The organism is Galbibacter kalidii (assembly GCF_026241135.1).
GTDB lineage: Bacteria > Bacteroidota > Bacteroidia > Flavobacteriales > Flavobacteriaceae > Galbibacter.
The window spans coordinates 112053-134846 of the sequence record NZ_JAPFGA010000004.1; the positions used below are offsets into that span (position 1 = coordinate 112053).

At 40.2% G+C, this 22794-nt stretch carries 19 protein-coding genes and 1 riboswitch; of the genes, 17 read left to right on the forward strand and 2 right to left on the reverse strand.

Annotated elements, in window-relative coordinates; all coding sequences use genetic code 11:
• The first annotated feature begins 69 nt into the window (after nucleotides 1-69).
• The 11 genes from OOZ15_RS05890 (at nucleotide 70) to OOZ15_RS05940 (ending at nucleotide 12587) form a co-directional block, all read left to right on the forward strand.
• Entirely contained in the window at nucleotides 70-2175 is a 2106-nt protein-coding gene (locus OOZ15_RS05890; RefSeq protein WP_265955021.1) for a HEPN domain-containing protein, read from the forward strand.
• Nucleotides 2162-2929 carry a uroporphyrinogen-III C-methyltransferase gene (gene cobA / locus OOZ15_RS05895; RefSeq protein ID WP_265955022.1) on the forward strand — a complete coding sequence of 256 codons (768 nt, stop codon included), beginning with the start codon at nucleotides 2162-2164 and terminating at the stop codon, nucleotides 2927-2929. The genes OOZ15_RS05890 and cobA overlap by 14 nt, the downstream gene beginning before the upstream one ends.
• A gap of 6 nt (nucleotides 2930-2935) precedes the next feature.
• The gene (locus OOZ15_RS05900) at nucleotides 2936-3520 is read left to right on the forward strand and encodes a precorrin-2 dehydrogenase/sirohydrochlorin ferrochelatase family protein (protein WP_265955023.1); all 585 of its coding nucleotides are present in this window, start codon (nucleotides 2936-2938) and stop codon (nucleotides 3518-3520) included.
• Between the two features lie 41 nt (nucleotides 3521-3561).
• On the forward strand, nucleotides 3562-4617 hold the full coding sequence (locus tag OOZ15_RS05905; RefSeq protein ID WP_265955024.1) for an NAD(P)/FAD-dependent oxidoreductase: 1056 nt from the start codon (nucleotides 3562-3564) through the stop codon (nucleotides 4615-4617).
• 162 nt (nucleotides 4618-4779) lie between these two features.
• Nucleotides 4780-4960, forward strand: a riboswitch (SAM riboswitch).
• A gap of 260 nt (nucleotides 4961-5220) precedes the next feature.
• Entirely contained in the window at nucleotides 5221-6222 is a 1002-nt protein-coding gene (locus OOZ15_RS05910) for a homocysteine S-methyltransferase family protein (protein WP_265955231.1), read from the forward strand.
• A 35-nt stretch (nucleotides 6223-6257) separates the two neighbouring features.
• Nucleotides 6258-6614, forward strand: coding sequence for a four helix bundle protein (locus tag OOZ15_RS05915; protein WP_265955025.1), 357 nt, complete (start codon nucleotides 6258-6260; stop codon nucleotides 6612-6614).
• Nucleotides 6614-9331: a methionine synthase gene (metH, locus tag OOZ15_RS05920; RefSeq protein WP_265955026.1), complete on the forward strand. Its 2718-nt coding sequence runs from the start codon at nucleotides 6614-6616 to the stop codon at nucleotides 9329-9331. The genes OOZ15_RS05915 and metH overlap by 1 nt, the downstream gene beginning before the upstream one ends.
• A gap of 118 nt (nucleotides 9332-9449) precedes the next feature.
• Nucleotides 9450-9689 carry a hypothetical protein gene (locus OOZ15_RS05925; protein WP_265955027.1) on the forward strand — a complete coding sequence of 80 codons (240 nt, stop codon included), beginning with the start codon at nucleotides 9450-9452 and terminating at the stop codon, nucleotides 9687-9689.
• A 28-nt stretch (nucleotides 9690-9717) separates the two neighbouring features.
• Nucleotides 9718-10668, forward strand: a complete 951-nt coding sequence (gene metF, locus OOZ15_RS05930; protein WP_265955028.1) for a methylenetetrahydrofolate reductase [NAD(P)H] — start codon at nucleotides 9718-9720, stop codon at nucleotides 10666-10668.
• Nucleotides 10669-10703: 35 nt separating this feature from the next.
• Nucleotides 10704-11804: an acyloxyacyl hydrolase gene (locus OOZ15_RS05935; RefSeq protein WP_265955029.1), complete on the forward strand. Its 1101-nt coding sequence runs from the start codon at nucleotides 10704-10706 to the stop codon at nucleotides 11802-11804.
• Nucleotides 11805-11807: 3 nt separating this feature from the next.
• Nucleotides 11808-12587 carry a head GIN domain-containing protein gene (locus tag OOZ15_RS05940; protein ID WP_265955030.1) on the forward strand — a complete coding sequence of 260 codons (780 nt, stop codon included), beginning with the start codon at nucleotides 11808-11810 and terminating at the stop codon, nucleotides 12585-12587.
• On the opposite strand, the gene gldA is transcribed toward OOZ15_RS05940, so the two are convergent.
• Entirely contained in the window at nucleotides 12584-13480 is an 897-nt protein-coding gene (gene gldA, locus OOZ15_RS05945; protein WP_265955031.1) for a gliding motility-associated ABC transporter ATP-binding subunit GldA, read from the reverse strand. The genes OOZ15_RS05940 and gldA overlap by 4 nt on opposite strands.
• A 211-nt stretch (nucleotides 13481-13691) precedes the next feature.
• Nucleotides 13692-14852: a 5-(carboxyamino)imidazole ribonucleotide synthase gene (locus tag OOZ15_RS05950; RefSeq protein WP_265955032.1), complete on the reverse strand. Its 1161-nt coding sequence runs from the start codon at nucleotides 14850-14852 to the stop codon at nucleotides 13692-13694.
• A gap of 159 nt (nucleotides 14853-15011) precedes the next feature.
• Here OOZ15_RS05950 and hpt point away from each other — a divergent pair, with 159 nt between their 5' ends.
• From hpt to OOZ15_RS05975, 6 genes are all read left to right on the forward strand, one after another.
• Nucleotides 15012-15545: a hypoxanthine phosphoribosyltransferase gene (gene hpt / locus OOZ15_RS20155; RefSeq protein WP_323053793.1), complete on the forward strand. Its 534-nt coding sequence runs from the start codon at nucleotides 15012-15014 to the stop codon at nucleotides 15543-15545.
• A gap of 2 nt (nucleotides 15546-15547) precedes the next feature.
• Complete coding sequence (locus OOZ15_RS20160) at nucleotides 15548-16123, forward strand: adenylate kinase (RefSeq protein ID WP_323053794.1); 576 nt, start codon at nucleotides 15548-15550, stop codon at nucleotides 16121-16123.
• A 57-nt stretch (nucleotides 16124-16180) separates the two neighbouring features.
• The gene (gene obgE, locus OOZ15_RS05960) at nucleotides 16181-17191 is read left to right on the forward strand and encodes a GTPase ObgE (protein WP_265955033.1); all 1011 of its coding nucleotides are present in this window, start codon (nucleotides 16181-16183) and stop codon (nucleotides 17189-17191) included.
• A gap of 64 nt (nucleotides 17192-17255) precedes the next feature.
• Entirely contained in the window at nucleotides 17256-17780 is a 525-nt protein-coding gene (locus OOZ15_RS05965) for a DUF4136 domain-containing protein (RefSeq protein WP_265955034.1), read from the forward strand.
• Nucleotides 17781-17900: 120 nt separating this feature from the next.
• Nucleotides 17901-19256, forward strand: a complete 1356-nt coding sequence (locus OOZ15_RS05970; RefSeq protein WP_265955035.1) for a UDP-N-acetylmuramate--L-alanine ligase — start codon at nucleotides 17901-17903, stop codon at nucleotides 19254-19256.
• Nucleotides 19257-19699: 443 nt separating this feature from the next.
• Complete coding sequence (locus tag OOZ15_RS05975) at nucleotides 19700-22771, forward strand: SusC/RagA family TonB-linked outer membrane protein (protein WP_265955036.1); 3072 nt, start codon at nucleotides 19700-19702, stop codon at nucleotides 22769-22771.
• Nucleotides 22772-22794 lie beyond the last annotated feature (23 nt).

Below are 22794 nucleotides of genomic sequence, written 5' to 3' on the forward strand. Positions count from 1 at the left end.
ATTAAAGAAAGTTGTTTTTCAGGTAATAAAGGAAGATAACAACATTGCAAATAATGAAAACTTGAAAATATGCAAAGTTTTAGAACAGAGATTGAGAATCCCGTTGTAGAAAGAGATATTATAGAATTAGAGAAGAAAATTCGTCTTTTTAGAGAGGGAAAAGTAGATGAAGAACGCTTTAGGAGTTTGCGTTTGGCACGTGGTGTTTACGGTCAGCGTCAACAAGGCGTTCAGATGGTTCGTATAAAGTTGCCCTACGGAAAGGTAACAGGTGATCAGCTATTGCGTATTGCTGATGTTTCTGATGAGTATTCACGCGGGCGATTGCATATTACAACCCGTCAGGATATTCAGATTCACTATGTGAGTTTAGACAGGACTCCTGAGCTTTGGGCAGAACTTGAAAAAAATGATGTAACATTGCGTGAAGCATGCGGAAATACGGTTCGTAATGTTACGGCAAGTCCGGAAGCGGGTATAGACCCTGACGAATCTTTTGATGTGACTCCGTATGCCGATGCAGCATTCCGTTTCTTTTTGCGGAACCCTATTTGTCAGGAAATGGGAAGAAAGTTCAAGATGTCTTTCTCTTCTTCAGATTCTGATACGGCCTTGGCTTATATCCATGACTTAGGGTTTATTCCGAAGATAAAAGACGGAGAAAAAGGTTTTAGAGTATTATTAGGTGGTGGTTTGGGTTCTCAACCGAGACATGCCGATGTGGTCTATGAGTTTTTACCAACAGATCAGATCATACCGTTTATAGAAAGTGTCTTGAGGATTTTTGATAGACATGGGGAGCGCTCGAAACGTTTAAAAGCAAGAATGAAATTCCTGGTTAAGGATATTGGTTTAGAAGCGTTTTTAGAATTGGTTGAAAAAGAAAAAATTGCACTAGCTTACCAGTCATATCCGATAGATGATAGCGGTTTTGAACCCGACCATACCTTTTTAGATAACATACAGGTTCCAAAAGTGGAATTGAAAGACGTTGAAGGCTACGAAAAGTGGAGAGCTTCTAATGTTTCTGAACAAAAACAAAAAGGATTTTACGCCATCGGTATCAAAGTGAAGCTAGGTGATTTCTATACAGATAAAGCAAGAAAACTGGCTGCTTTGATTAAAAAATATGCAGCTGATGAACTCAGGTTGACCTTGCGTCAGGATATTTTGATCCGTCATGTAAAAGAAGAATTGTTGCCGTTGTTCTATTTAGAGCTGAAAGAAATGGGCTTTACCGAACTAGGGTATAATTCTACAGTAGATATTACGGCTTGTCCGGGAACAGATACTTGTAATCTAGGAATTGCGAGCAGTACGGGAATAGCCGATGTACTGGAAAAAGTGTTGGATGAAGAATATCCTCAGTATAAAGACAATCGCGAGATAGCCATTAAGATCAGTGGTTGTATGAATGCATGTGGACAACACAACATGGCACATATAGGTTTTCAGGGAATGTCGATCAGAACCAAAGATAAATTGGTAGCACCGGCACTTCAGATTTTGTTGGGTGGTGGAGTCCTTGGAAATGGAGAAGGAAGATTTTCTGATAAAGTGATAAAAATCCCTTCCAAAAGAGGGCCACAGGCTTTGCGTTTGATCTTGGATGATTATCAGCAAAACAAAGAGAAAGAAGAAGACTTTTTAGCGTATTACGATAGAAAAGAGAAAATCTATTTTTACGATTTTCTAAAACCTTTGTCGGATACCGATAACCTGACTGAAGACGATTTTGTAGATTGGGGACATGATAAGAGATATGTTCAGGAAGTAGGAGTTGGAGAGTGTGCCGGAGTTGTGATCGACTTGGTAGCTACGCTGTTGTTTGAAAGTGAAGAAAAAATTGAAAAAGCACAATTTTCTTTAGAAGAAGGAAAATGGGCAGATAGTATATATCAGTCATATACGTCGTTGGTAAATACCGCTAAGGCATTATTGACGGCAGAAAATAAAAAAACCAATACCCAAGCAAGTATCATTAACCAGTTTGAGGAGGTTTTTGTCGCAACAGGTAAGATAACACTAAACTCATCTTTTCCTGATCTCGTTTATCAAATTAAGAATAATAAACCATCTGAGGCATTTGCAAAGTCGTTTTTAAACGATGCGCAGGCTTTTTACCAAAAAGCTGATGCTTTCAGGAAACAAGAATTAGCTCATGCGGACAAATAACCAACCAAAACTGACTTTAGTAGGGGCAGGTCCGGGAGATCCGGACTTGCTCACTGTTAAAGGTATGAAAGCTTTACAAACAGCTCGCGTTGTTTTGTACGACGCCTTAGTCAATAAAAAGTTGTTGAAGTATGCACCGGAGGCAGAACACATTTTTGTGGGAAAACGAAAAGGTTGTTATGCCTATCGCCAGGAACAGATTAATGAATTGATTGTGAGCAGAGCAAAAACACACGGACATGTAGTTCGGTTAAAAGGAGGTGATCCTTTCGTTTTTGGTCGAGGAGCAGAAGAAATGGAATATGTAACAAAATATGGTATTGAGACAGCCTTTGTGCCTGGAATATCATCGGCTTTAGCAGTTCCGGCATATCAAAATGTACCACTGACCAAACGAGGAAGCTCTGAAAGTTTTTGGGTCATTACGGGCACCACCAAAGCACACAAATTGTCAAAAGATGTGGAGCAGGCTTCAAAATCATCGGCTACGGTTGTGATTTTGATGGGTATGAGCAAGCTGGGGGAAATCACAGCATTGTTTAAAAAAGAAAACAAACATCAACTGCCGGTGGCTATTATCCAAAGTGGGACCACGGCAGAAGAAAAAATAGGAATTGGAACTATTGACACCATTGAAGCGGTTGTTGCTGAAAAACAATTGGCCAACCCGGCAATTATTGTCATTGGAGAGGTTGTAAACCATCGCGAAAGTTTAGCGGCGGTATATGAACAGGCAAATACTGTTGTAAAATAGAGAGATATGGAAGGGGTAGCACAAAACGAATTGTATCCGGTTTTTTTGAAGGTCAACAAACTCAATACCCTTATTGTCGGGGGTGGGAATGTGGCCCTGGAGAAACTTACTTTCCTGCTGAAATCGAGTCCGAATGCCAAAGTGCAAATGGTAGCTCCCTTTTTTAAGGAAGAAACCGTTGAAAAAGCAGTGGCACATGATGTGGAGATGATCGAAGATCATTATAATAAAAAATATCTCGATGGAAAACATATTGTGATCGCTACGACAAATGACGAGGAAGTGAATGTTGAGGTGTATAAAGATTGCAAAGCGAATAATGTGCTTGTGAATGTAGCCGACAATCCGCCATATTGCGATTTTTATATGGGAGGAATTGTAACCAAAGGAAATGTAAAGATTGCCATTTCGACCAATGGAAAGTCGCCGACAACGGCCAAACGATTAAGACAGTTTTTTGAAGAAGTGATTCCTGAAGATATCGACGAACTTGTTCAAAACCTGAATAAATACAGAAAGACCATCAAAGGGAATTTTGGGGAGAAAGTTGAGAAACTGAACGAAGTTACCAAGAGTTTGGTTTCAAAATAGAAAAAGAGAAAAAAGAAAGAAAAAAGTAAAAGTTAGAAGAGATGATTAAAACAGATATGCTGATTATTGGCGCAGGGCCAACGGGATTGTTCACTGTTTTTGAAGCAGGATTGTTAAAACTGAAATGTCATTTGATAGATGCCTTGCCACAACCAGGAGGGCAGTGTTCGGAAATCTATCCGAAGAAACCTATCTATGACATTCCGGCCTTTCCGGAAGTGTTGGCGGGTGATTTGGTGAAGAATCTGCTGGAGCAGATCAAGCCTTTTGAACCCGGATACACCTTAGGGGAAAGAGCAGAAACCATCGAGAAGCTGGAAGACAAAACCTTTGTGGTTACGACCAATAAAGGGACAAAACACCACGCGCCGGTGGTAGTTATAGCCGGAGGTTTGGGTTCGTTTGAACCGCGTAAGCCAAAGATCGATAGTATTGAAAAATATGAAGATAATGGTGTGGCATACATGATTAAAGATCCGGAGATCTATCGCGACAAGAAAGTGGTCATCGCTGGTGGCGGGGATTCAGCATTAGACTGGTCTATTTTCTTGGCCGATGTGGCTTCAGAAGTTTATTTGGTACACCGTAGAAATGAATTTAGAGGTGCTTTGGATTCCGTAGAAAAAGTAGCCGAACTTTCTAAAAAAGGAAAGGTAGAACTGATTACCGAAGCAGAGGTGGTACAAGTACACGGTGAAGATAAACTGGAAGCAGTAACGGTAAAACACCTTAAAAACGGGGAATCGCATATCGAAACCGATCACTTTATCCCGCTTTTCGGACTCTCACCAAAACTCGGACCTATCGGGAATTGGGGATTGGAGATTGAAAAAAATGCCATAAAAGTGGATAATTCATATGATTATGCAACCAACATTCCCGGGATTTATGCCATAGGTGATGTGAATACATATCCCGGAAAATTGAAATTGATCCTTTCCGGTTTCCATGAAGCAGCAATTATGTGTCAAAGTGCTTATCAACGAATTTTCCCCGACAAGAGGTATGTTATGAAATATACAACTGTAGGTGGTGTTCAAGGCTTTGACGGAACCAAGAAAGAAGCGAAAAAAGAAGTGGTGAAGAGTATAGTGTAAACCCCTTTTTTACTTGTATAGCAGGACAAGCCTAACACATTGTGAAGGTTTGTCCTGTTTGTGTTTTTGGTCGGAAGTGTCACGCGAAAATTGATGAATTCCATTTGTTTAAAGGGTAAATGTAAGTTATATTTGCAGTTCATTTGTTCATAAGCATACTGAACGTTATCAAGAAAGGTGAAGGGATTAGACCCATAGAAGCCTTAGCAACCCTTAGTCTCCCCCTAACCCCTCCCAAATGGAGGGGAGTTTAATTAACTCCCTCCCCGCCTCTGGCGGGAGGGTTGGGGAGGGGCCGAGAAGGTGCTACGTTCTACCACGCTTTGACGTGGGCAGATAACAAAAAGACTTCTGTTTTTTTACTTCCCGTTTTCTTGATAATATTTTTGTATAAATGCTGTATTTTGTTGCTTGTTCATACTATTGTAACACAAAGTACAGTTGAAGGAATATGTGATTGAAAATCTCGTATCAGTAAACAACCTCGGGGTAATCCCACGAGGCATTAGGGGGAAAACCTACCCGTCGCTGTGAACGACGCAAGTCAGGCAGGCGTTTGGGCATTTCAAATCTCACTTAGTGAGTAAAAAGAAAAATTGGGAGATGAAAAATATAAAAGAAGAACTTAAAAAGAGGATTTTGGTCTTAGACGGAGCCATGGGAACCATGTTGCAACGTCATAAATTCACCGAAGCCGATTTTAGGGGAGACCGATTTAAGGATTTTGAGCATCCGCTTCAAGGGAATAACGACCTGTTGTCATTAACCCAACCGGAAGCCATTGCTGAGGTACATGCAAAATATTTTGAAGCTGGAGCCGATATTGTAGAGACCAATACATTTTCAGGAACAACCATCGGGATGGCCGATTATCATTTGGAGGATGTTGTGTATGAACTCAACTACGAATCGGCTAAAATAGCCAAAAAAGTAGCTGATGAATTTACAATCAAGGAGCCTGAAAAACCTCGTTTTGTAGCAGGTTCTATTGGACCGACCAACAGAACAGCCAGTATGTCTCCTGATGTGAACGATCCCGGTTTTCGCGCCATTACTTTTGACGAATTGCGAATTGCCTATAAGGAACAAGTAGAAGCACTTGTAGATGGAGGGGTGGATATTTTGCTTGTCGAAACAGTTTTTGACACGCTGAATGCGAAAGCGGCTTTATTTGCCATTGAAGAGGTGAAAGATGAACGTAATATAGATGTTCCGATCATGGTGAGTGGTACAATTACTGATGCGTCGGGACGAACACTATCCGGACAAACAGCTGAAGCTTTCTTGGTGAGTATTTCCCACATCCCTTTATTGAGTGTTGGTTTTAATTGTGCTTTGGGTGCCGATCAACTATTGCCCTATGTAAAAAGATTGTCAGAACAGTCGTCTTTTTATGTGTCGGCACACCCGAATGCCGGTTTGCCCAACCATTTTGGAGAATACGACCAAACAGCTGAAGAAATGCAGGAGTTGGTAAGAACCTATTTAGATGAGAATGTCGTCAATATCATAGGAGGCTGTTGCGGAACAACCCCCGAACATATCAAGTTGATAGCAGATTTGGCGAAAGAATATGAACCGAGGAAAGTGGTTGTTGGTTGTTAGTTGTTGGAATTTCAATGATAATCATAAATTAAAAAATGAAGTCGTATCTAGAATTAGACGTTTGGATTGAAGCAAGAAAGTTAGCGAATGATGCTTATGCGATTACTAAAATCTTTCCGAAGGAAGAACAATATAGTATGATAAGCCAAATGAGGAGATGTGCTGTTTCTGTTGTTTCCAATATAGCTGAAGGTTGTGGGAGGAGTTCTTCTAAAGAGACAATTTATTTTTTACACATTTCAAGAGGTTCTTTATTTGAACTTGAAACTCAGGTTTACATTGCATTTGATCAAAATTATTTGGAAGAAAATAAGCTAAATGAAATTTTGGAGCAAATTACTGCCTGCAAAAGATTAATTAACGGCTTCATAAATTATTATAAGAAACTGTGATGGCTGAAAACGAACAATCAACAACCAACAACCAACAACGAGCAACCAACAACCAAAAGCAATTAAAACTTTCGGGCTTGGAACCGTTGGTCGTGACCTCGGATAGTAATTTTATAAATATAGGGGAACGAACCAACGTTACCGGATCACGTCGTTTTCTTCGTTTGATAAAAGAAGAAAATTACGATGAGGCTTTAGAAGTAGCCAGAGCGCAAGTTGAGGGTGGTGCACAGATCATTGATGTGAATATGGATGAAGGAATGCTTGACGGAGTCAATGCCATGACAACGTTCCTAAACCTAATCGCAGCAGAACCTGATATTGCCCGTGTTCCTGTTATGATCGACAGTTCGAAATGGGAGATTATTGAGGCTGGACTTAAGGTGGTACAGGGGAAAGGAGTGGTGAATTCCATCAGTTTGAAAGAAGGAGAAGAGGAGTTCATCCATCGTGCAAAACAGATAAAAAGATATGGAGCGGCAGTGATCGTTATGGCGTTTGATGAGGACGGACAAGCCGATAGTTATGAAAGACGTATTGAAATATGTAAACGATCGTATGATGTCTTGGTAGAAACAGTGAAATTCCCTCCTCAGGATATCATTTTTGATCCAAATATTTTTCCGGTAGCTACGGGAATGGAAGAACACCGACAAAATGCGGTCGATTTCTTCAGGGCTACACAGTGGATCCGTGAAAACCTTCCCCATGCACATGTGAGTGGGGGTGTGAGTAATGTGTCCTTTTCTTTCCGTGGAAATAATACGGTTCGCGAAGCGATGAACGCCGCTTTTTTATACCACGGCATAAAACACGGAATGACAATGGGGATTGTCAATCCCGAAATGTTGGAAGTATATGATGAAATTCCGAAAGACCTTTTGGAATATGTTGAAGATGTATTGCTGGATCGGCGGGATGATGCTACAGAACGCTTGTTGGATTTTGCTGAAACCGTAAAAAACAATGGCAAATCCGATGAAAAAAAGGTCTTGGAATGGCGAAGCGGGGAATTGCAAGAACGTATTACCCATTCTTTGGTAAAAGGAGTGTTGGAATTTATTGAAGATGATGCAGAGGAAGCCCGGCAATCGGTAGAAAAACCGATAGAAGTGATCGAAGTGTTTTTGATGAATGGAATGAATGTTGTGGGTGACCTTTTCGGAAGTGGAAAGATGTTCTTGCCACAAGTGGTAAAATCGGCCAGGGTGATGAAAAAGGCGGTGGCTTATCTCTTGCCGTTTATTGAAGCTGAAAAAACCGATGATTCACGTTCCGCAGGAAAAATATTAATGGCCACCGTAAAGGGTGATGTGCATGATATCGGAAAGAATATCGTAAGTGTAGTTTTGAGTTGTAACAACTATGAAATCGTAGACCTTGGGGTGATGGTACCGCCTGAAAAGATCATTCAAACAGCTAAGGACGAGCAGGTTGATGTTATTGGGCTTAGCGGACTTATAACACCTTCTTTGGATGAGATGGTTTACCTGGCTAAAGAATTGGAAAAACTGGGATTAAGCATTCCGGTTATGATTGGAGGGGCAACAACATCCAGAGCACATACAGCGGTGAAAATCGCTCCGGAATATTCAAAGACAGTGGTTCACGTGAACGATGCCTCAAGGGCTGTGAATGTTGCCGGAAGTTTGATCAATCCGAAGCTGAAAGAAGACTATGGAATTGCACTAAGAGCGGAATACGATAAATTGCGCGAAGGTTTTTTAAACAGATCCCGCCAAAAGAACTTTTTGAGCATAGAACAGGCACGGGCCAATAAATTATCATTGGATTGGGACGAATATACACCTTCGAAGCCTGATTTTATTGGGGTTAAGCAAGTGGAAATAGAACTGGAAGATCTCAGGGAGTACCTCGATTGGACACCATTTTTCCGTTCATGGGAGTTGCATGGGAAATATCCGGCGATTCTAACGGATAAGGTAGTGGGCGAACAGGCATCCAAGTTGTTTGCTGAGGCTACCGATATGTTGAATAGGATCATTGATGAAAAATGGTTGACTGCCAAAGGGATTCTGGGTATTTTCCCTGCCAATCAGGTGGATGATGATGACATTCAATTGTATGATGAAGATGGAGCAGAATTGAATAAATTCCTAACTCTTCGTCAGCAATCACAAAAAACCAAAGGAGCGCCTAATATCGCTTTGGCAGATTTTATTGCACCCAAAGATTCAGGAAAACAGGATTATATGGGCGCTTTTTGTGTCACTACCGGATTTGGAGTTGATGAGATATCAGATCAGTATATAAAAGATCTGGATGATTATAATTCGATTATGATTAAAGCCCTAGCCGATCGGTTGGCTGAAGCTTTTGCTGAATATTTGCACGAAAAGGTGCGTAAGGATATCTGGGGATATGCTTCTGATGAAAAACTGACCAATGCTGAATTGATCAAAGAATCCTATAAAGGGATTCGTCCGGCTCCGGGTTATCCGGCATGTCCGGACCATTTGGAGAAAAAAGTGATTTGGGAGGTTTTGGATGTAGAGAATGAAATAGGCGTGAAGCTTACCGAAGGCATAGCCATGTGGCCAGCATCATCCGTTTCAGGATATTATTTTGCTCATCCGAAAAGTAGATATTTCGGACTGGGGAAAATTAAAAAGGATCAGGTGGAAGATTATGCTAAACGTAGGAATATCAGTATAGAAGAAGCTACCAAATGGTTAAACCCGAATATAGCGGATTAATATAAATTTGGTCGGAAGTCCGAAGACAGAAGTCGGAAATTTTGAAAAACAATCCCCCTCCTTTAGAGGGGTTAGGGGAGGATTAGAGATACGTAATAAATCCAATTAAACAATAAAAATGAAATCAAAATTTATAGAATTATCCTTAGGAAGTCATATTATTGTTCATGGATACGATCAGTTGAATAAAGAAATTACAGAAGAAGTAAAGTCAGACAGGTTTTCTAAAAAGTTGGTCGCCCTGTCCAGGATCAAATCAGTAAGTGAAAAATATATACTGACAGACTACCTCGGCGGTCGATGGATTTACTGGGAGTATGAAGGGGATTTTGAAGACATTAGAAAAAAATTATTATAACCAACCAAAACGAGTAAGAATAGAATAGATGAAAGTAACCGATCATATAAAAAGAGCCCAAGGGAAAACTTTGTTCTCTTTTGAGATTGTACCACCCCAAAAAGGAAAAAAAATTGAGGATCTATACAAAAATATCGATCCGTTAATGGAATTTAACCCGCCTTTTATTGATGTAACAACCTCTAGGGAGGAATTTGTTTATGTTGAAAAAGATGGCTTGTTGGATAGAAAAATAACAAGGATGCGTCCCGGGACAGTGGGAATATGTGCCGCCTTGAAACACAAATACAATATAGATACCGTTCCGCATGTACTCTGTGGAGGATTTACCAGAGAAGAGACAGAATACTTGCTGGTGGACTGCCATTATTTGGGGATTGAAAATGTGATGGCCCTACGTGGCGATGCGATGAAACATCAACGCTATTTTGAGCCTACAGAAGGAGGACATCGGTATGCAAATGAGTTGGTGAGCCAGATTCGGAACCTGTGTGAGGGGAAATACCTGCATGAAACTATAGAAGCTAGTAAAACTGATTTTTGTATCGGTGTGGCAGGATATCCTGAAAAGCACCTCGAAGCCCCTTCTTTGGACTTTGATCTTAAAAAACTAAAAGAAAAAGTTGATGCGGGTGCGGATTATATCGTAACACAGATGTTTTTTGATAACAGCAAGTTTTTTGAGTTTGTAGAAAAAGCCAAGGCATTCGGGATAGATGTGCCTATTATTCCGGGTATAAAACCCATTGCTGTAAAAAGACATTTACGATTATTACCTCAGGTGTTTAAAATAGATCTTCCTGAAACGCTGATTACTGAAGTAGAAAAATGTAAAGACAACAAAGAGGTGCGTCAGGTCGGAATCGAATGGTGTATTCAGCAGTCTAAAGAATTGAAAGATGCAGGAGTACCTTTACTTCATTATTATTCCATGGGGAAATCGGATAACATAAAAGCTATTGCATCGGCAATATTTTAAAATATAAAATTACTTTTGCCGTTGAACTAAGTGGTATGCAAAAAACTATTGTAGTCCTTTTACTGTTATGTTCCTTTTCTGTGAGTGCACAGCAGGAAGCAAAAACGAAATCTTATATCGATCTTAATTATTTCTACGGAAATATTTCAAGACATAACAACGATATCTATCATTTAATAACAGGGCATCCCGAAGGGTATATCCTAAGTTGGAACCGGAAAACCTATGGGAAAAAGGAGTGGGAACAACTTTTTAATTATCCCGATTACGGACTTTCCCTGGGGTATCAAGACTTGAAAAACAAACACCTCGGTGATAATGTCGCGATTTATGCACATTATAATTTTCATTTTTTTAACCGAAACCTGATGTTCCGTATCGGGCAGGGGGTTGCCATAGCAGGAAATCCATATGACAAAGAGGAAAACTACCGAAATGTCGCCTTTGGTTCCCGGTTCATGAGTAGTACCTATATGATGCTCAATTATAAAAAGGAACGCATTTTTGACAGATTCGGACTTCAGGCAGGGCTGACTTTGATCCATTATTCCAACGGAAATACTAAAGCGCCCAACACTAGTATCAATTCGGTTGCATTTAATGTCGGACTCAACTATCAACTGGATGCTGTTCAGCCGGAATATATTGATGATGATCTTAGTTTGAAATTCAACGAACCTGTGCGCTATAATTTTGTTTTCAGAACCGGAATTAACGAGAGTGATGTGGTGGGAAGCGGACAATTCCCATTTTATGTCTTTTCTTTTTATGCCGATAAGCGGATCAACAAAAAAAGTGCTTTTCAGTTAGGGACCGATATTTTTTATTCAAATTTCCTGAAGGAATACATAGAATACAGCGGAATAGCCTATCCTGAGCGAGGTATTGATGGAACGGAAGATTTTAAACGAACAGGGATTTTTATCGGTCACGAATTATTTATCAACAAATTTTCGGTCATAACCCAAGCCGGGTATTATTTGTATTACCCTATCAATTATGAAGGGGAAGTCTATTTAAGGGGCGGACTGAAAGGTTATTTTACGAAGAAGAAAAACCTGTTTGGTGTCATAAGCGTAAAAGCGCATGCCGCCCAGGCAGAGGCTATCGAAATCGGAATTGGTTACAGATTGTAAAGAATGGAGAATAAAAAGAAATATAAGATCCGAGTTTTTAAGCTGACTTTTATTACTGTGCTGTTCTTTTTATCAGCATGTAACAGTGAGAGTGCGAACGATTGTTTCCAATCCGCCGGAAAAATGGTAAAAGAGGAAAGGAGTGTACAGCCGTTTACCAAAATTTTGGTAAACGAGGGTATATCAATGGTAATTAAACAAGGGGAAACTTATAAAGTAGAAGTGGAATCCGGTAAGAACCTGTTGAACGATATTACAGCAGAGGTTATTGACGGTCAACTGATCTTGACAAATGAGAATGTTTGCAATTATGTGCGCGATTATGAACTCACGACTTTTTATGTAACAGCACCGGAAATTGAAGAGATTCGAAGTGCAACACAAAGGGAAATCCGTTCGGATGGGGTGTTGAATCTTGAAAGTCTTATGGTTTATTCCGAAAATTGGAGTGAAAATGAATATTTAACCAGCGGGGATTTGTATTTAAATCTGAATGTAAATTCGTTCCGAATGGTTTTTAACGGACTCTCCAACATTCATCTTACAGGAAGTGCAAGCTCTCTTAACATTAACATGGCTTCCGGAAACGGACGCTTTGAAGGGGAAAATTTTATGGTTGAAAATGCTCAGGTGTACCACAGGGGATCCAACGATTTGATACTGAATGTGCAGAATTCTTTAAAAGGGAATATCTACAGCACGGGTGATATTGTTTTGGTGAGCAGGCCTGAAACCGTTGAGGTGGAAGAACATTATCAAGGACGACTTGTTTACAGGGATTAAGGAGAGGTAAGTTCGATAAACAAATGCTCCAACCCTTTATTTTTTTGATTTAGTTGAAGTGTTTTGAGTCCGTTGTCATGCGCAAAATCAAACACGGTTGATCGCATGTCTTTTTCTGTCTCAAAAGTAATTTCATAAACAAACCCAATAATGTTTTTTACCTTTTTCACCTTCGGTAATTGCTGAAGGAGGACTTCTTCAACCCGATAATCAAATTCAACGGCTATTATTTGTTCCTGTGTTTTTCTGAGATCGCTTAACTTTTTGTCAGCTACGATTTCTCCTTTATTGATGATAATCACACGGTCGCATACAGCTTCTACCTCCTGCATGATATGCGTAGAAAGTAAAATGGTCTTTTCTTTACCGATATTTACGATAAGTTTCCGGATCTCTATCAACTGATTAGGATCTAACCCAGTGGTGGGTTCGTCCAGAATCAAAACATCCGGGTCGGAGATTAAAGCGGCAGCCAGCCCCACACGCTGACGGTATCCTTTGGAAAGTGCTCCTATCTTTTTATTCGCTTCAGGTGAAAGTCCACATTGGGAAATAACAGTTTCAATCCGTGTTTTGGGAGCCTTGTAGAGGGAAGCCGTGTATGCCAAGTATTCCCGCACATACATATCCATATGTAGCGGATTGTGTTCAGGGAGGTACCCTACGCTTTTTTGTACGTCGTTCTTTTGGGTGTCAATATCAAAATCGTTGACTTTGGCATGTCCTTCGGTGGGTTGGAGGTAGGTCGTCAAGATTTTCATCATTGTTGATTTTCCGGCACCATTAGGCCCTAAAAAACCAACAATTTCCCCTTTGTTGATGGAAAAAGACACCTTGTTGAGCGCGGTTTGCGCTCCGTAGGTTTTAGTAATATTGGAAACAGCTATAGACATATTTCAAATATAGGTGTAAAGTTGAAAGTTTGAAAGACGTGGGGATTTAAAACCGTTAAAATGGTTAGTTTATTGCTGTCTTTACTCTGCTAGCGCGAAAATGTTCCTTAAATCCGCGTTATCATATTAGTTGTCAAAATTTGGTGCTCATGTCAAACACGATAGTGTGGAAATGTTTTCCGTGCAATGCATTATCCACGCACGGTAGTACTTAATACTTTGTACTAACTACTTTAATACTTTTCTTCACTTCTTCGGCAGTACTTCTGGCGGTGTTTATATCTTCGTGGACAATGGTTACATGGCCCATTTTCCGAAACGGACGGGTTTCGCGTTTTCCATAGATATGAGGGGTAACGCCTTCCATGTCCATGATTTTTTCAATGTTTTTATAAACTACAGGTCCGTTATGTCCTTCTTCGCCGACAAGGTTCACCATGATTCCGGTCACTTTGCTATCGGTTTTTCCTAATGGAAGTCCGAGAATGGCTCTTAGGTGTTGTTCAAACTGATTGGTATAGCTGGCTTCGATGCTGTAATGTCCGCTATTATGAGGTCTGGGGGCTACTTCGTTGATCAGGATTTCGTCATCTTGGGTCTGGAACATTTCCACAGCCAAAAGTCCTACGTGTTGGTAGGCCTGGGAAACCTTGAGGGCGACGAGTTGTGCTTTTTTAGCTACTTGATCATCGATGCGAGCCGGACAGATCACATATTCTACTTGATTGGCTTCGGGGTGGAATTCCATCTCTACCACCGGATAGGTTTTTACATTTCCTTTGGTATCCCGGGAAACAACAACTGCCAATTCATTTTTAAAAGGGATCATTTTTTCAGCAATACATTCCCCTTCCGGCAGGGTATCGAGATCAGAATAGGTTCTGATGACCTTCACCCCTTGTCCGTCATACCCAAAGCGGGCACTTTTCCACACAAACGGGAACGATAAGGATTCGTTTTTAATGGCAGTCAGCATTTCATCCGGATAGGCAAAACGGGAAAAATCGGCCGTTGGGATGTTGTGATCCACATAAAAAAGCTTTTGTTTGGCCTTATTTTGAATGATTTTCAGTGTTTTTGATGATGGATACACGGTTTTTCCGTCTTTTTCAAGTTGTTCCAGTGCATCTACATTTACATTTTCAATCTCAATGGTAATGACATCTGCTTTTTTTCCGAATTTATAAACGGTATCAAAATCCATCAAATCTCCTTTGAAGAATTCGTTACAAGCGATTCTGGAAGGCGCTTCATCGCTAGGGTCCAGTACGAGAGTATAGATATCGAATTTCCGGGTTTCATTAAGCAACATTTTTCCCAGTTGTCCGCCTCCCAGAATTCCCAATTTAAAGTCAGATGAAAAATAATTCATTATAATTGAAGCTTTATAAAATTTAAATGTTTATACTGTTTTTTGAAAAATATGTCGCAAAAATACGGTTAATTGTGAAATACTGGATGAAATCGATTAATTTTAAAGGGAAAACAAAATTCTATATATTATCTTTGCAACTTTATAATTTTAAGAAACTTGATAAAGCTTCACGATAAATACTTTGAGCCTTTTATTTCGGCTGATGAGATAGACGCTGCCATCAAAAAGATGGCTAAAGCGGTAAAAGCCGACTTTAAAAATGAAACACCCATCTTTGTATGTGTGTTAAACGGGGCTTTTATGTTCGCTTCTGATTTCATCAAACATTATGATCAGCCTTGCGAAGTGAGTTTTGTAAAACTGAGTTCCTATCACGGAATCTCTTCCACTGGGATTGTGAAAACACTATTGGACGTGTCTGAAGATATAGAAGGGAGAAGTGTGGTGATTTTGGAAGACGTGATCGACACCGGAAGTACGGTAAAGGAATTGGTGTCTATGTTTTCAAATATCAATGTAAAACGGTTTAAGATAGCCTCTATGTTTTACAAGCCGGAAGTGTATTCGGGAGAATACAACATCGATTATGTGGGAATAGAAATTCCGGACAGGTTTATTGTGGGCTACGGACTCGATTACAACGAATTGGGAAGAAATCTACCTGAAGTATATCAAATAAAAGAAGAATAAATATGATCAATTTAGTACTGTTCGGCAAGCCCGGAGCAGGGAAAGGAACTCAAGCCAATTTTTTAAAAGAAAAATATGATTTAAAACACATTTCCACTGGTGATGTTTTTCGATTTAATATAAAAAACGGTACCGAATTGGGTACACTTGCAAAATCATTCATTGACAAGGGTGAATTGGTTCCGGATCAAGTGACTATTGATATGCTAAATGCAGAGGTTGAAAAGAATCCCGAAGCAAAAGGTTTTATTTTTGACGGTTTTCCACGAACCAATGCACAGGCCGAAGCCCTTGATTGTTTGATGGAAGGAAAGAACATGATGATTCACGCGACCATAGCGCTCGAAGCTAACGACGAAATACTTATAGAACGTTTGTTGGAACGCGGGAAGATAAGTGGAAGAAGCGATGATCAGGATGAAAGTAAGATCAGGAACCGCTTTGAGGAATACAATGAAAAAACAGCGCCCTTAATCGAATTTTACAAAAGCCAAGGGAAATTCCACAGTGTGGACGGCATTGGTTCTATCGAAGAGATTACTGGTCGCTTGAGCAAAGTGATCGAAGCTTTGCAATAATATCAGCTTAACCAGCCGGAACTCCAAACCCAACACCAAAAACGAAGAAGATTTAAGATGACAGAAGGGAATTTTACAGATTATGTAAAAATAAAGGTAGCATCCGGAAAAGGCGGACAGGGTTCCAGCCATTTACGCAGGGAAAAATATGTGGCCAAAGGAGGCCCCGACGGTGGTGATGGTGGCCGAGGAGGCCATATTATCATTAAGGGGAACGAAAATCTTTGGACCTTATTCCATTACAAATTCAAAAAACACTTTCAAGCCGGACACGGAGAACACGGAGGGAAACAAACCAGTACGGGTGCCGACGGACAAGATGTGTATGTTGAAGTGCCTTTGGGGACTTTGGTGAAAAATCCTGAAACGGGAGAAACCTTGTTTGAGATCACCAAAGACGGTGAAGAAAAAATAGTGGTCAAAGGAGGTAAAGGTGGACTCGGGAACTGGCATTTTAAGTCATCGACCAATCAAACACCGCGATATGCACAACCGGGATTGCCGGGAGAAGAAGCTGAGCTGCTGCTGGAATTAAAATTATTGGCCGATGTAGGCCTAGTTGGGTTTCCAAATGCAGGGAAGTCAACCTTACTTTCTGTGATTACTTCGGCTAAGCCCAAAATAGCTGATTATGAATTTACAACCTTAAAACCGAATCTCGGGATCGTTAAGTATCGGGATTATCGCACTTTTGTGATGGCCGATATTCCGGGTATCATTGAAGGCGCTTCCGAAGGAAAAGGACTCGGACATTATTTTCTTCGTCATATTGAACGTAACTCTACGCTGTTGTTCCTTATTCCGACAGACAGTAAAGATATCTATAAAGAATACGAGATTTTACTAAACGAACTTAAAAAATACAATCCGGAATTGCTGGATAAAGAGCGTTTGGTAGCTGTATCAAAGTCTGATATGCTGGACGATGAATTAAAGGCGGAGATGAAGCAAGAACTCGACGCTTCTTTTAAAAATATAAATTACCTTTTTATTTCATCGGTGGCACAACAAGGTATCCAGCAGCTTAAAGACAAACTTTGGGAGATGCTGAATGCGGAAGAAGAGTAGGATCTGGTAATGTTAACAGACCCTGTAATTCGTTTTTTTGTTTATCTTAGTCAAAAGTTAAGCCATGAAAAAAAATATTTTCTCGCTACTACTATGCATAATGATGGTTTCTTGTGGTTCCGTAATGGTGAACTATGACTATGACAAAGCGAGGAATTTCTCCAAATATACCTCATACAGTTTTTATCCCGATATGGAATCGGGACTAAGCGATCTTGATACAAGACGTATTACACATCAAATAGATAGTTTGTTGCAGTCCCGGGGATTTGAAACTTCTTCTTCCCCCAATATTTATGTCAACATCAAGAGTTCTGTACGTCCAAAACCAAGAAATAGCTCTGTCGGAATCGGAATTGGCGGAACCGGACGAAATGTGGGTGGAGGTGTTTCCGTTGGATTGCCTGTGGGGCAAAGAGAGCTTTATCGTGAGATTGTTATTGATATTGTTGATGCTGTTGATGACGAATTGGTATGGCAGGCCGTGAGTGAGGGCACCATTACAGAAAATATGAAACCGGCCATGCGCGAAGCCAAGTTAAAGGAAGTAGTGGAGAAAGTGTTTTCCAAATATCCGCCAAAGCAATAAGGGTATTTACAAGCAATTCCGAAGGACAAAACAAAACTTTTCTTATGTGGAAAGAAAGCCTTTTTGCATAAGGGAATTACTGACTATTTTTTATCTTTGACCGGAATAAAAACACGTATTTTGAAGATTCATTTTATAGCCATTGGCGGCAGTGCGATGCACAATCTTGCATTAGCATTACATCAAAAAGGATATACAATTACAGGAAGCGATGACATTATTTACGAACCTTCCAAATCCCGTTTAGAGGCAAAAGGTCTTTGTCCGTTTACTTTTGGTTGGTTTCCTGAAAAAATTACCCTTGATCTGGATGCTGTAATTCTCGGAATGCACGCCAAACCCGATAATCCTGAATTGGCAAAAGCACAGGAATTGGGCGTGAAAATCTATTCGTATCCGGAATTTATTTTTGAGCAGAGCAAATACAAAACCCGTGTTGTTATCGGTGGAAGTCACGGAAAAACAACCATCACTTCGATGATCCTTCACGTGTTACACTATCACGATAGAGAGGTGGATTATATGGTGGGTGCACAGTTGGATGGTTTTGATACCATGGTGAAACTTACTGAAGAAAACGACTTTATCGTTTTGGAAGGAGATGAATATTTGTCGTCTCCCATAGACAGAAGACCCAAATTCCATTTATACCAACCCAATATTGCTTTGTTGAGTGGAATTGCCTGGGATCACATCAATGTATTTCCGACCTACGACAATTATGTAGAGCAATTTGATATTTTTGTGGATTCGATCGTAGAAGGGGGGAGCATTACCTATAATAAAGAAGATGAAGAGGTAGTAAAAGTGGTCACAAGATCAGAAAATCAAATTCGGAAAATACCATATATCACACCGGAATACACAGTTGAAGACGGAATTACCTATTTGGAAACCCCGGAAGGCGCCATGCCTATCGAAGTTTTCGGGAAGCACAACCTTAACAACTTAGCCGGAGCCAAATGGATTTGTCAGCATATGGGAATTGATGAAGTCGATTTCTACGAAGCCATAGCGAGCTTTCAAGGGGCTTCAAAACGTTTGGACAAACTAGCTGAAAAAGGGAATAGCGTTGTTTATAAAGATTTTGCACATGCACCTAGTAAGGTGAAAGCAACTTTGGAAGCGGTAAGAGAACAATTTCCGCAGCGACAGGTGGTGGCTTGTTTGGAATTGCACACCTATAGCAGCTTGAATGCCGACTTCCTGAAAGAATACCAAAATACATTGGATCCTGCTGATACTGCTGTTGTTTTTTATTCCCCTGAAGCTGTCAAAATAAAAAAACTCGATGAAGTGACCCCCGAGCAAATAGAAGAAGCCTTTGGACGTGAAAATCTTATAGTTTATACCAATCCACAAGATTTTAAAGAATATCTATTCAAATTGAAACTCGACAACACTGCTTTGCTTTTGATGAGTAGTGGGAATTACGGCGGACTCGATTTTGATGAGGTAAAAGGTTTGGTGGGTTGATGTTATAATAGCAGGGTGTCTAAAAAGAAAAAGACTGTTTTATACAAATTGTCAGTCTGAACTTGTCGAAGACGATTTGATTTTCATTGCATTACACTTCGACTGTGCTTCGACATGCTCAGCATGAACATTGGTCAGTGTGACAAAAGTTTTCAAGTCTTTTTCTTTTTAGACACCCTCTTCTTTTAGCATCGAAATTTTATAACGAAATTTCCTAGAGAAAGATCCAACTAAACAAACATCTTCATTGTCATTTTATCAAAAAAACCACAAACTAAGTATTTAAAACACACTTTAAGATTATTTTTTTTGGAATAATAAAAGTAAAATGTACTTTCACTAAAATAAGTGAGTATTTTAAGGTGGTTTTCCACGTTTTTATGGAAGTCATTTTAATTGAATTAAACTAATTAAACAAAAAAATGAAGAACAACTTTTTTCTTATGAGACTTAAGAAAAACAGTAGCGCATGGTGTATGTTGTTATTGTTTTTTGGGTCACCATTGCTATTTGCCAATGATGCAGATGCGATACAGTTAACCGTAAGCGGTCAGGTGACTTCAGCTACAGATGGTATGCCATTACCCGGGGTAAGCATTATGGTGCAGGGAACTACCCAAGGAGTGGTTACAGATTTTGATGGAAATTACGAAATTGGCAGCGTCGCATCCGATGCGGTATTGGAGTTTTCCTATATCGGGTTCAGCACACAATCAATCTCGGTTGATGGTCGTTCCACGATCAATATTACCTTATCAGAAGACTTAGAACAACTAGATGAAGTTGTTGTAGTGGGTTATGGTACACAAAGTCGGCAAAAAGTAACCGGAGCATTGTCATCGATAAAGTCGGAAGACATTGTCACACAGGGTTCTGCAGGAGTGGAAAAAGCCCTGCAAGGAAAAGTTCCCGGAGTTCAGGTCGAATCAGCTGGCGGAAATCCAGGATCTGGAGTACGTATTATGATCAGAGGTACAGGTTCGCTAGGGAACAACGACCCTTTATACATTGTTGATGGTGTTCAGGTGAATGACATCAATAATTTAAATCCAACGGATATCTCGTCAATGGATATACTAAAAGATGCTTCTGCAGCTGCCATCTACGGATCCAGAGCAGCCAATGGAGTAGTTATCATCACGACGAAGACAGGAAGATCAGGAGAAAACGTTATCGATTTCAGTACCTATTACGGCTTCCAGACCATAACAAACCGAATGGATGTATTGAATGCTTCAGAATGGGCTACAGTAAGTAATGCAGCTCACGATAATGCCGGACTTCCAAGATTGGAGCTTGCTGAAAATCCGGAATCACTTGGTAAAGGTACCGACTGGCAAGACGAGATTTACAGAACGGCTCCTATTAAAAATTATACATTATCAGCCAGTGGTGGTGGCGAAAATTACACATACAGCCTATCCGGAGGATATATTGATCAGGATGGTATCGTGAAAAAAACAGGATACAACCGTTGGAACCTTCGCTTAAAATCTACTTTGACCAAAGGAAGATTTAAATTAGGACAATCGGTAATTCTATCTAAAGAACACTGGAGAAGAGCTGAAGGCCTTGGTGGACAAGGAGGAAACGCCGTAGGATCGGCACCAAAAATGATCCCTGTCTTTGATGTCTACAATCCAGATGCTGTTGGAGGTTATGGAGGTGCTTACGGACCTGTGGTGGATATCGCTAGTCCCGTAGCCCAGTTGAATTTGAGAGAACCTGAAACTGACACCAAAAAAGCAATTCTAAATGCTTTTGTTGAAGTAGATATCGTTGCCGGTTTGAAATATAAATTCAATGCAGGTTATACCTCTACTGAAGGTCACGATTATACCTATACCTATCCGTATGAAGTTGGGGCTTTGTTTACCAATCAGGATTCAGATTTGTATGAAAGACGATTTGAAACGGATTACATATTGGCGGAAAATACCCTGAATTATGAAAAGACTTTTGGAAAACACAGTGTGAATGCATTGGTGGGATATACATTTCAAAATACCGAATTTAGAGAATTGACAGGAAGCAAGAGTGGAATGCCTCCTGGAGTATTTGTGCTTGATGCCGGAACAGTAAATGCAGCAGCAGGGAGTAATGCATGGGAAAACTCTTTGGTTTCCTATTTAGGAAGATTGACCTACTCTTTTGACGATCGTTATGTGGTAACAGGAATTATCAGAAGGGACGGTTCTTCAAGATTTGGATCCAGCAACCGTTTTGGTAATTTCCCATCCTTGGCATTCGCGTGGAATATTTCAAATGAATCCTTTTTTGAAAGTATAAAACCTACGGTTAGCAATGCTAAACTTAGAGCGAGTTATGGGGTGTTAGGGAATCAAGAATTTGATGATTATCGATACAGTCCCGCGATCAGCTTGAATACTAACTACGTGACAGGACAAGGTCAAACCTTATGGCCGGGAGCGATACAAACGGCTTTTGCAACACCTGATATAAAGTGGGAAACTTCAAAAACATTGAATATAGGTGCTGATATCGGATTCTTTAACAGAAAACTACAATTCATCTTTGATTATTTCGTAAAAGAAAATTCAGACGTATTGTTGCAGGTGCCCATTCCAAATTCAACAGGAGCCAGTGGGAACAGTCCGTTTATCAATGCAGGGCAAATCACCAACAAAGGATTTGAAACCTCTTTGTCATTCAACAATACACATGGGGATTTCTCCTATCAGATAACAGGAACTTTGGCGGCTGTAGATAATGAGGTAGATTATTTGGGTACAGGTTCCCAGCAAATTTTTGGCGGACAACCGACACACCACGGAGCTTCTGCTACCGTAACTCAAGCTGGATTGCCTGTGGGATCATTTTATTTGATCAAAACCGATGGAATTTTTAATTCTACGGAAGAAGTCAATGCACACACTAGCAATGGCGAACTGATTCAACCAAATGCACAACCGGGAGATATCAAGTTTGTCGATCACAATGGTGATGGCCAAATTGATCAGGACGACAGACAGTTTCTGGGAAGTCCGACCCCCGATTTTACCTACGGTTTGGGAGCTAACTTTGCCTGGAAAGGTTTTGATATGAACTTGTTTTTCCAAGGAACGCAAGGAAACAAGATCTACAATGGAATACGTCAGGATTTGGAAGGAATGAATTTAGAGTACAATTATGCTAAATCAACGCTTAATGCCTGGGCGGTAGACAATCAAAACACCAACATCCCAAGAGCGGTGATTAATGACCCGAATTTGAATTCAAGAACTTCAGATCGCTTTTTGGAAGACGGTTCTTATTTCAGGTTTAAAACCCTTCAATTGGGGTATACCATCCCTTCAAAAGTGTTGGAAAGTGTGAAGATCAATAAGCTTAGAATCTATTTGAGCCTCGATAATGTTTTCACCATTACCGATTACTCCGGATATAACCCTGATTTGGGAAGAACCGGTTCCGTATTAGACCGCGGAGTTGATTTTGGGCATGTTGCCTATCCGTTATCCCGTACATTGTTAACAGGGGTAGAGCTATCATTTTAAGAAGCAAACACTAAAGACAAAAA

What these genes read in the sequence shown, in the direction of transcription:
- obgE (WP_265955033.1), top strand. Translation starts at nt 16,181, where the DNA reads ATGACAGAAGGGAATTTTACAGATTATGTAAAAATAAAGGTAGCATCC.
- metF (WP_265955028.1), top strand. Translation starts at nt 9,718, where the DNA reads ATGAAAGTAACCGATCATATAAAAAGAGCCCAAGGGAAAACTTTGTTC.
- OOZ15_RS05925 (WP_265955027.1), top strand. Translation starts at nt 9,450, where the DNA reads ATGAAATCAAAATTTATAGAATTATCCTTAGGAAGTCATATTATTGTT.
- OOZ15_RS05905 (WP_265955024.1), top strand. Translation starts at nt 3,562, where the DNA reads ATGATTAAAACAGATATGCTGATTATTGGCGCAGGGCCAACGGGATTG.
- metH (WP_265955026.1), top strand. Translation starts at nt 6,614, where the DNA reads ATGGCTGAAAACGAACAATCAACAACCAACAACCAACAACGAGCAACC.
- OOZ15_RS05935 (WP_265955029.1), top strand. Translation starts at nt 10,704, where the DNA reads ATGCAAAAAACTATTGTAGTCCTTTTACTGTTATGTTCCTTTTCTGTG.
- OOZ15_RS05950 (WP_265955032.1), bottom strand. Translation starts at nt 14,852, where the DNA reads ATGAATTATTTTTCATCTGACTTTAAATTGGGAATTCTGGGAGGCGGA.
- OOZ15_RS05910 (WP_265955231.1), top strand. Translation starts at nt 5,221, where the DNA reads ATGAAAAATATAAAAGAAGAACTTAAAAAGAGGATTTTGGTCTTAGAC.
- OOZ15_RS05890 (WP_265955021.1), top strand. Translation starts at nt 70, where the DNA reads ATGCAAAGTTTTAGAACAGAGATTGAGAATCCCGTTGTAGAAAGAGAT.
- gldA (WP_265955031.1), bottom strand. Translation starts at nt 13,480, where the DNA reads ATGTCTATAGCTGTTTCCAATATTACTAAAACCTACGGAGCGCAAACC.
- OOZ15_RS05965 (WP_265955034.1), top strand. Translation starts at nt 17,256, where the DNA reads ATGAAAAAAAATATTTTCTCGCTACTACTATGCATAATGATGGTTTCT.
- OOZ15_RS05900 (WP_265955023.1), top strand. Translation starts at nt 2,936, where the DNA reads ATGGAAGGGGTAGCACAAAACGAATTGTATCCGGTTTTTTTGAAGGTC.
- OOZ15_RS05915 (WP_265955025.1), top strand. Translation starts at nt 6,258, where the DNA reads ATGAAGTCGTATCTAGAATTAGACGTTTGGATTGAAGCAAGAAAGTTA.
- OOZ15_RS05940 (WP_265955030.1), top strand. Translation starts at nt 11,808, where the DNA reads ATGGAGAATAAAAAGAAATATAAGATCCGAGTTTTTAAGCTGACTTTT.
- cobA (WP_265955022.1), top strand. Translation starts at nt 2,162, where the DNA reads ATGCGGACAAATAACCAACCAAAACTGACTTTAGTAGGGGCAGGTCCG.
- OOZ15_RS20160 (WP_323053794.1), top strand. Translation starts at nt 15,548, where the DNA reads ATGATCAATTTAGTACTGTTCGGCAAGCCCGGAGCAGGGAAAGGAACT.
- OOZ15_RS05975 (WP_265955036.1), top strand. Translation starts at nt 19,700, where the DNA reads ATGAGACTTAAGAAAAACAGTAGCGCATGGTGTATGTTGTTATTGTTT.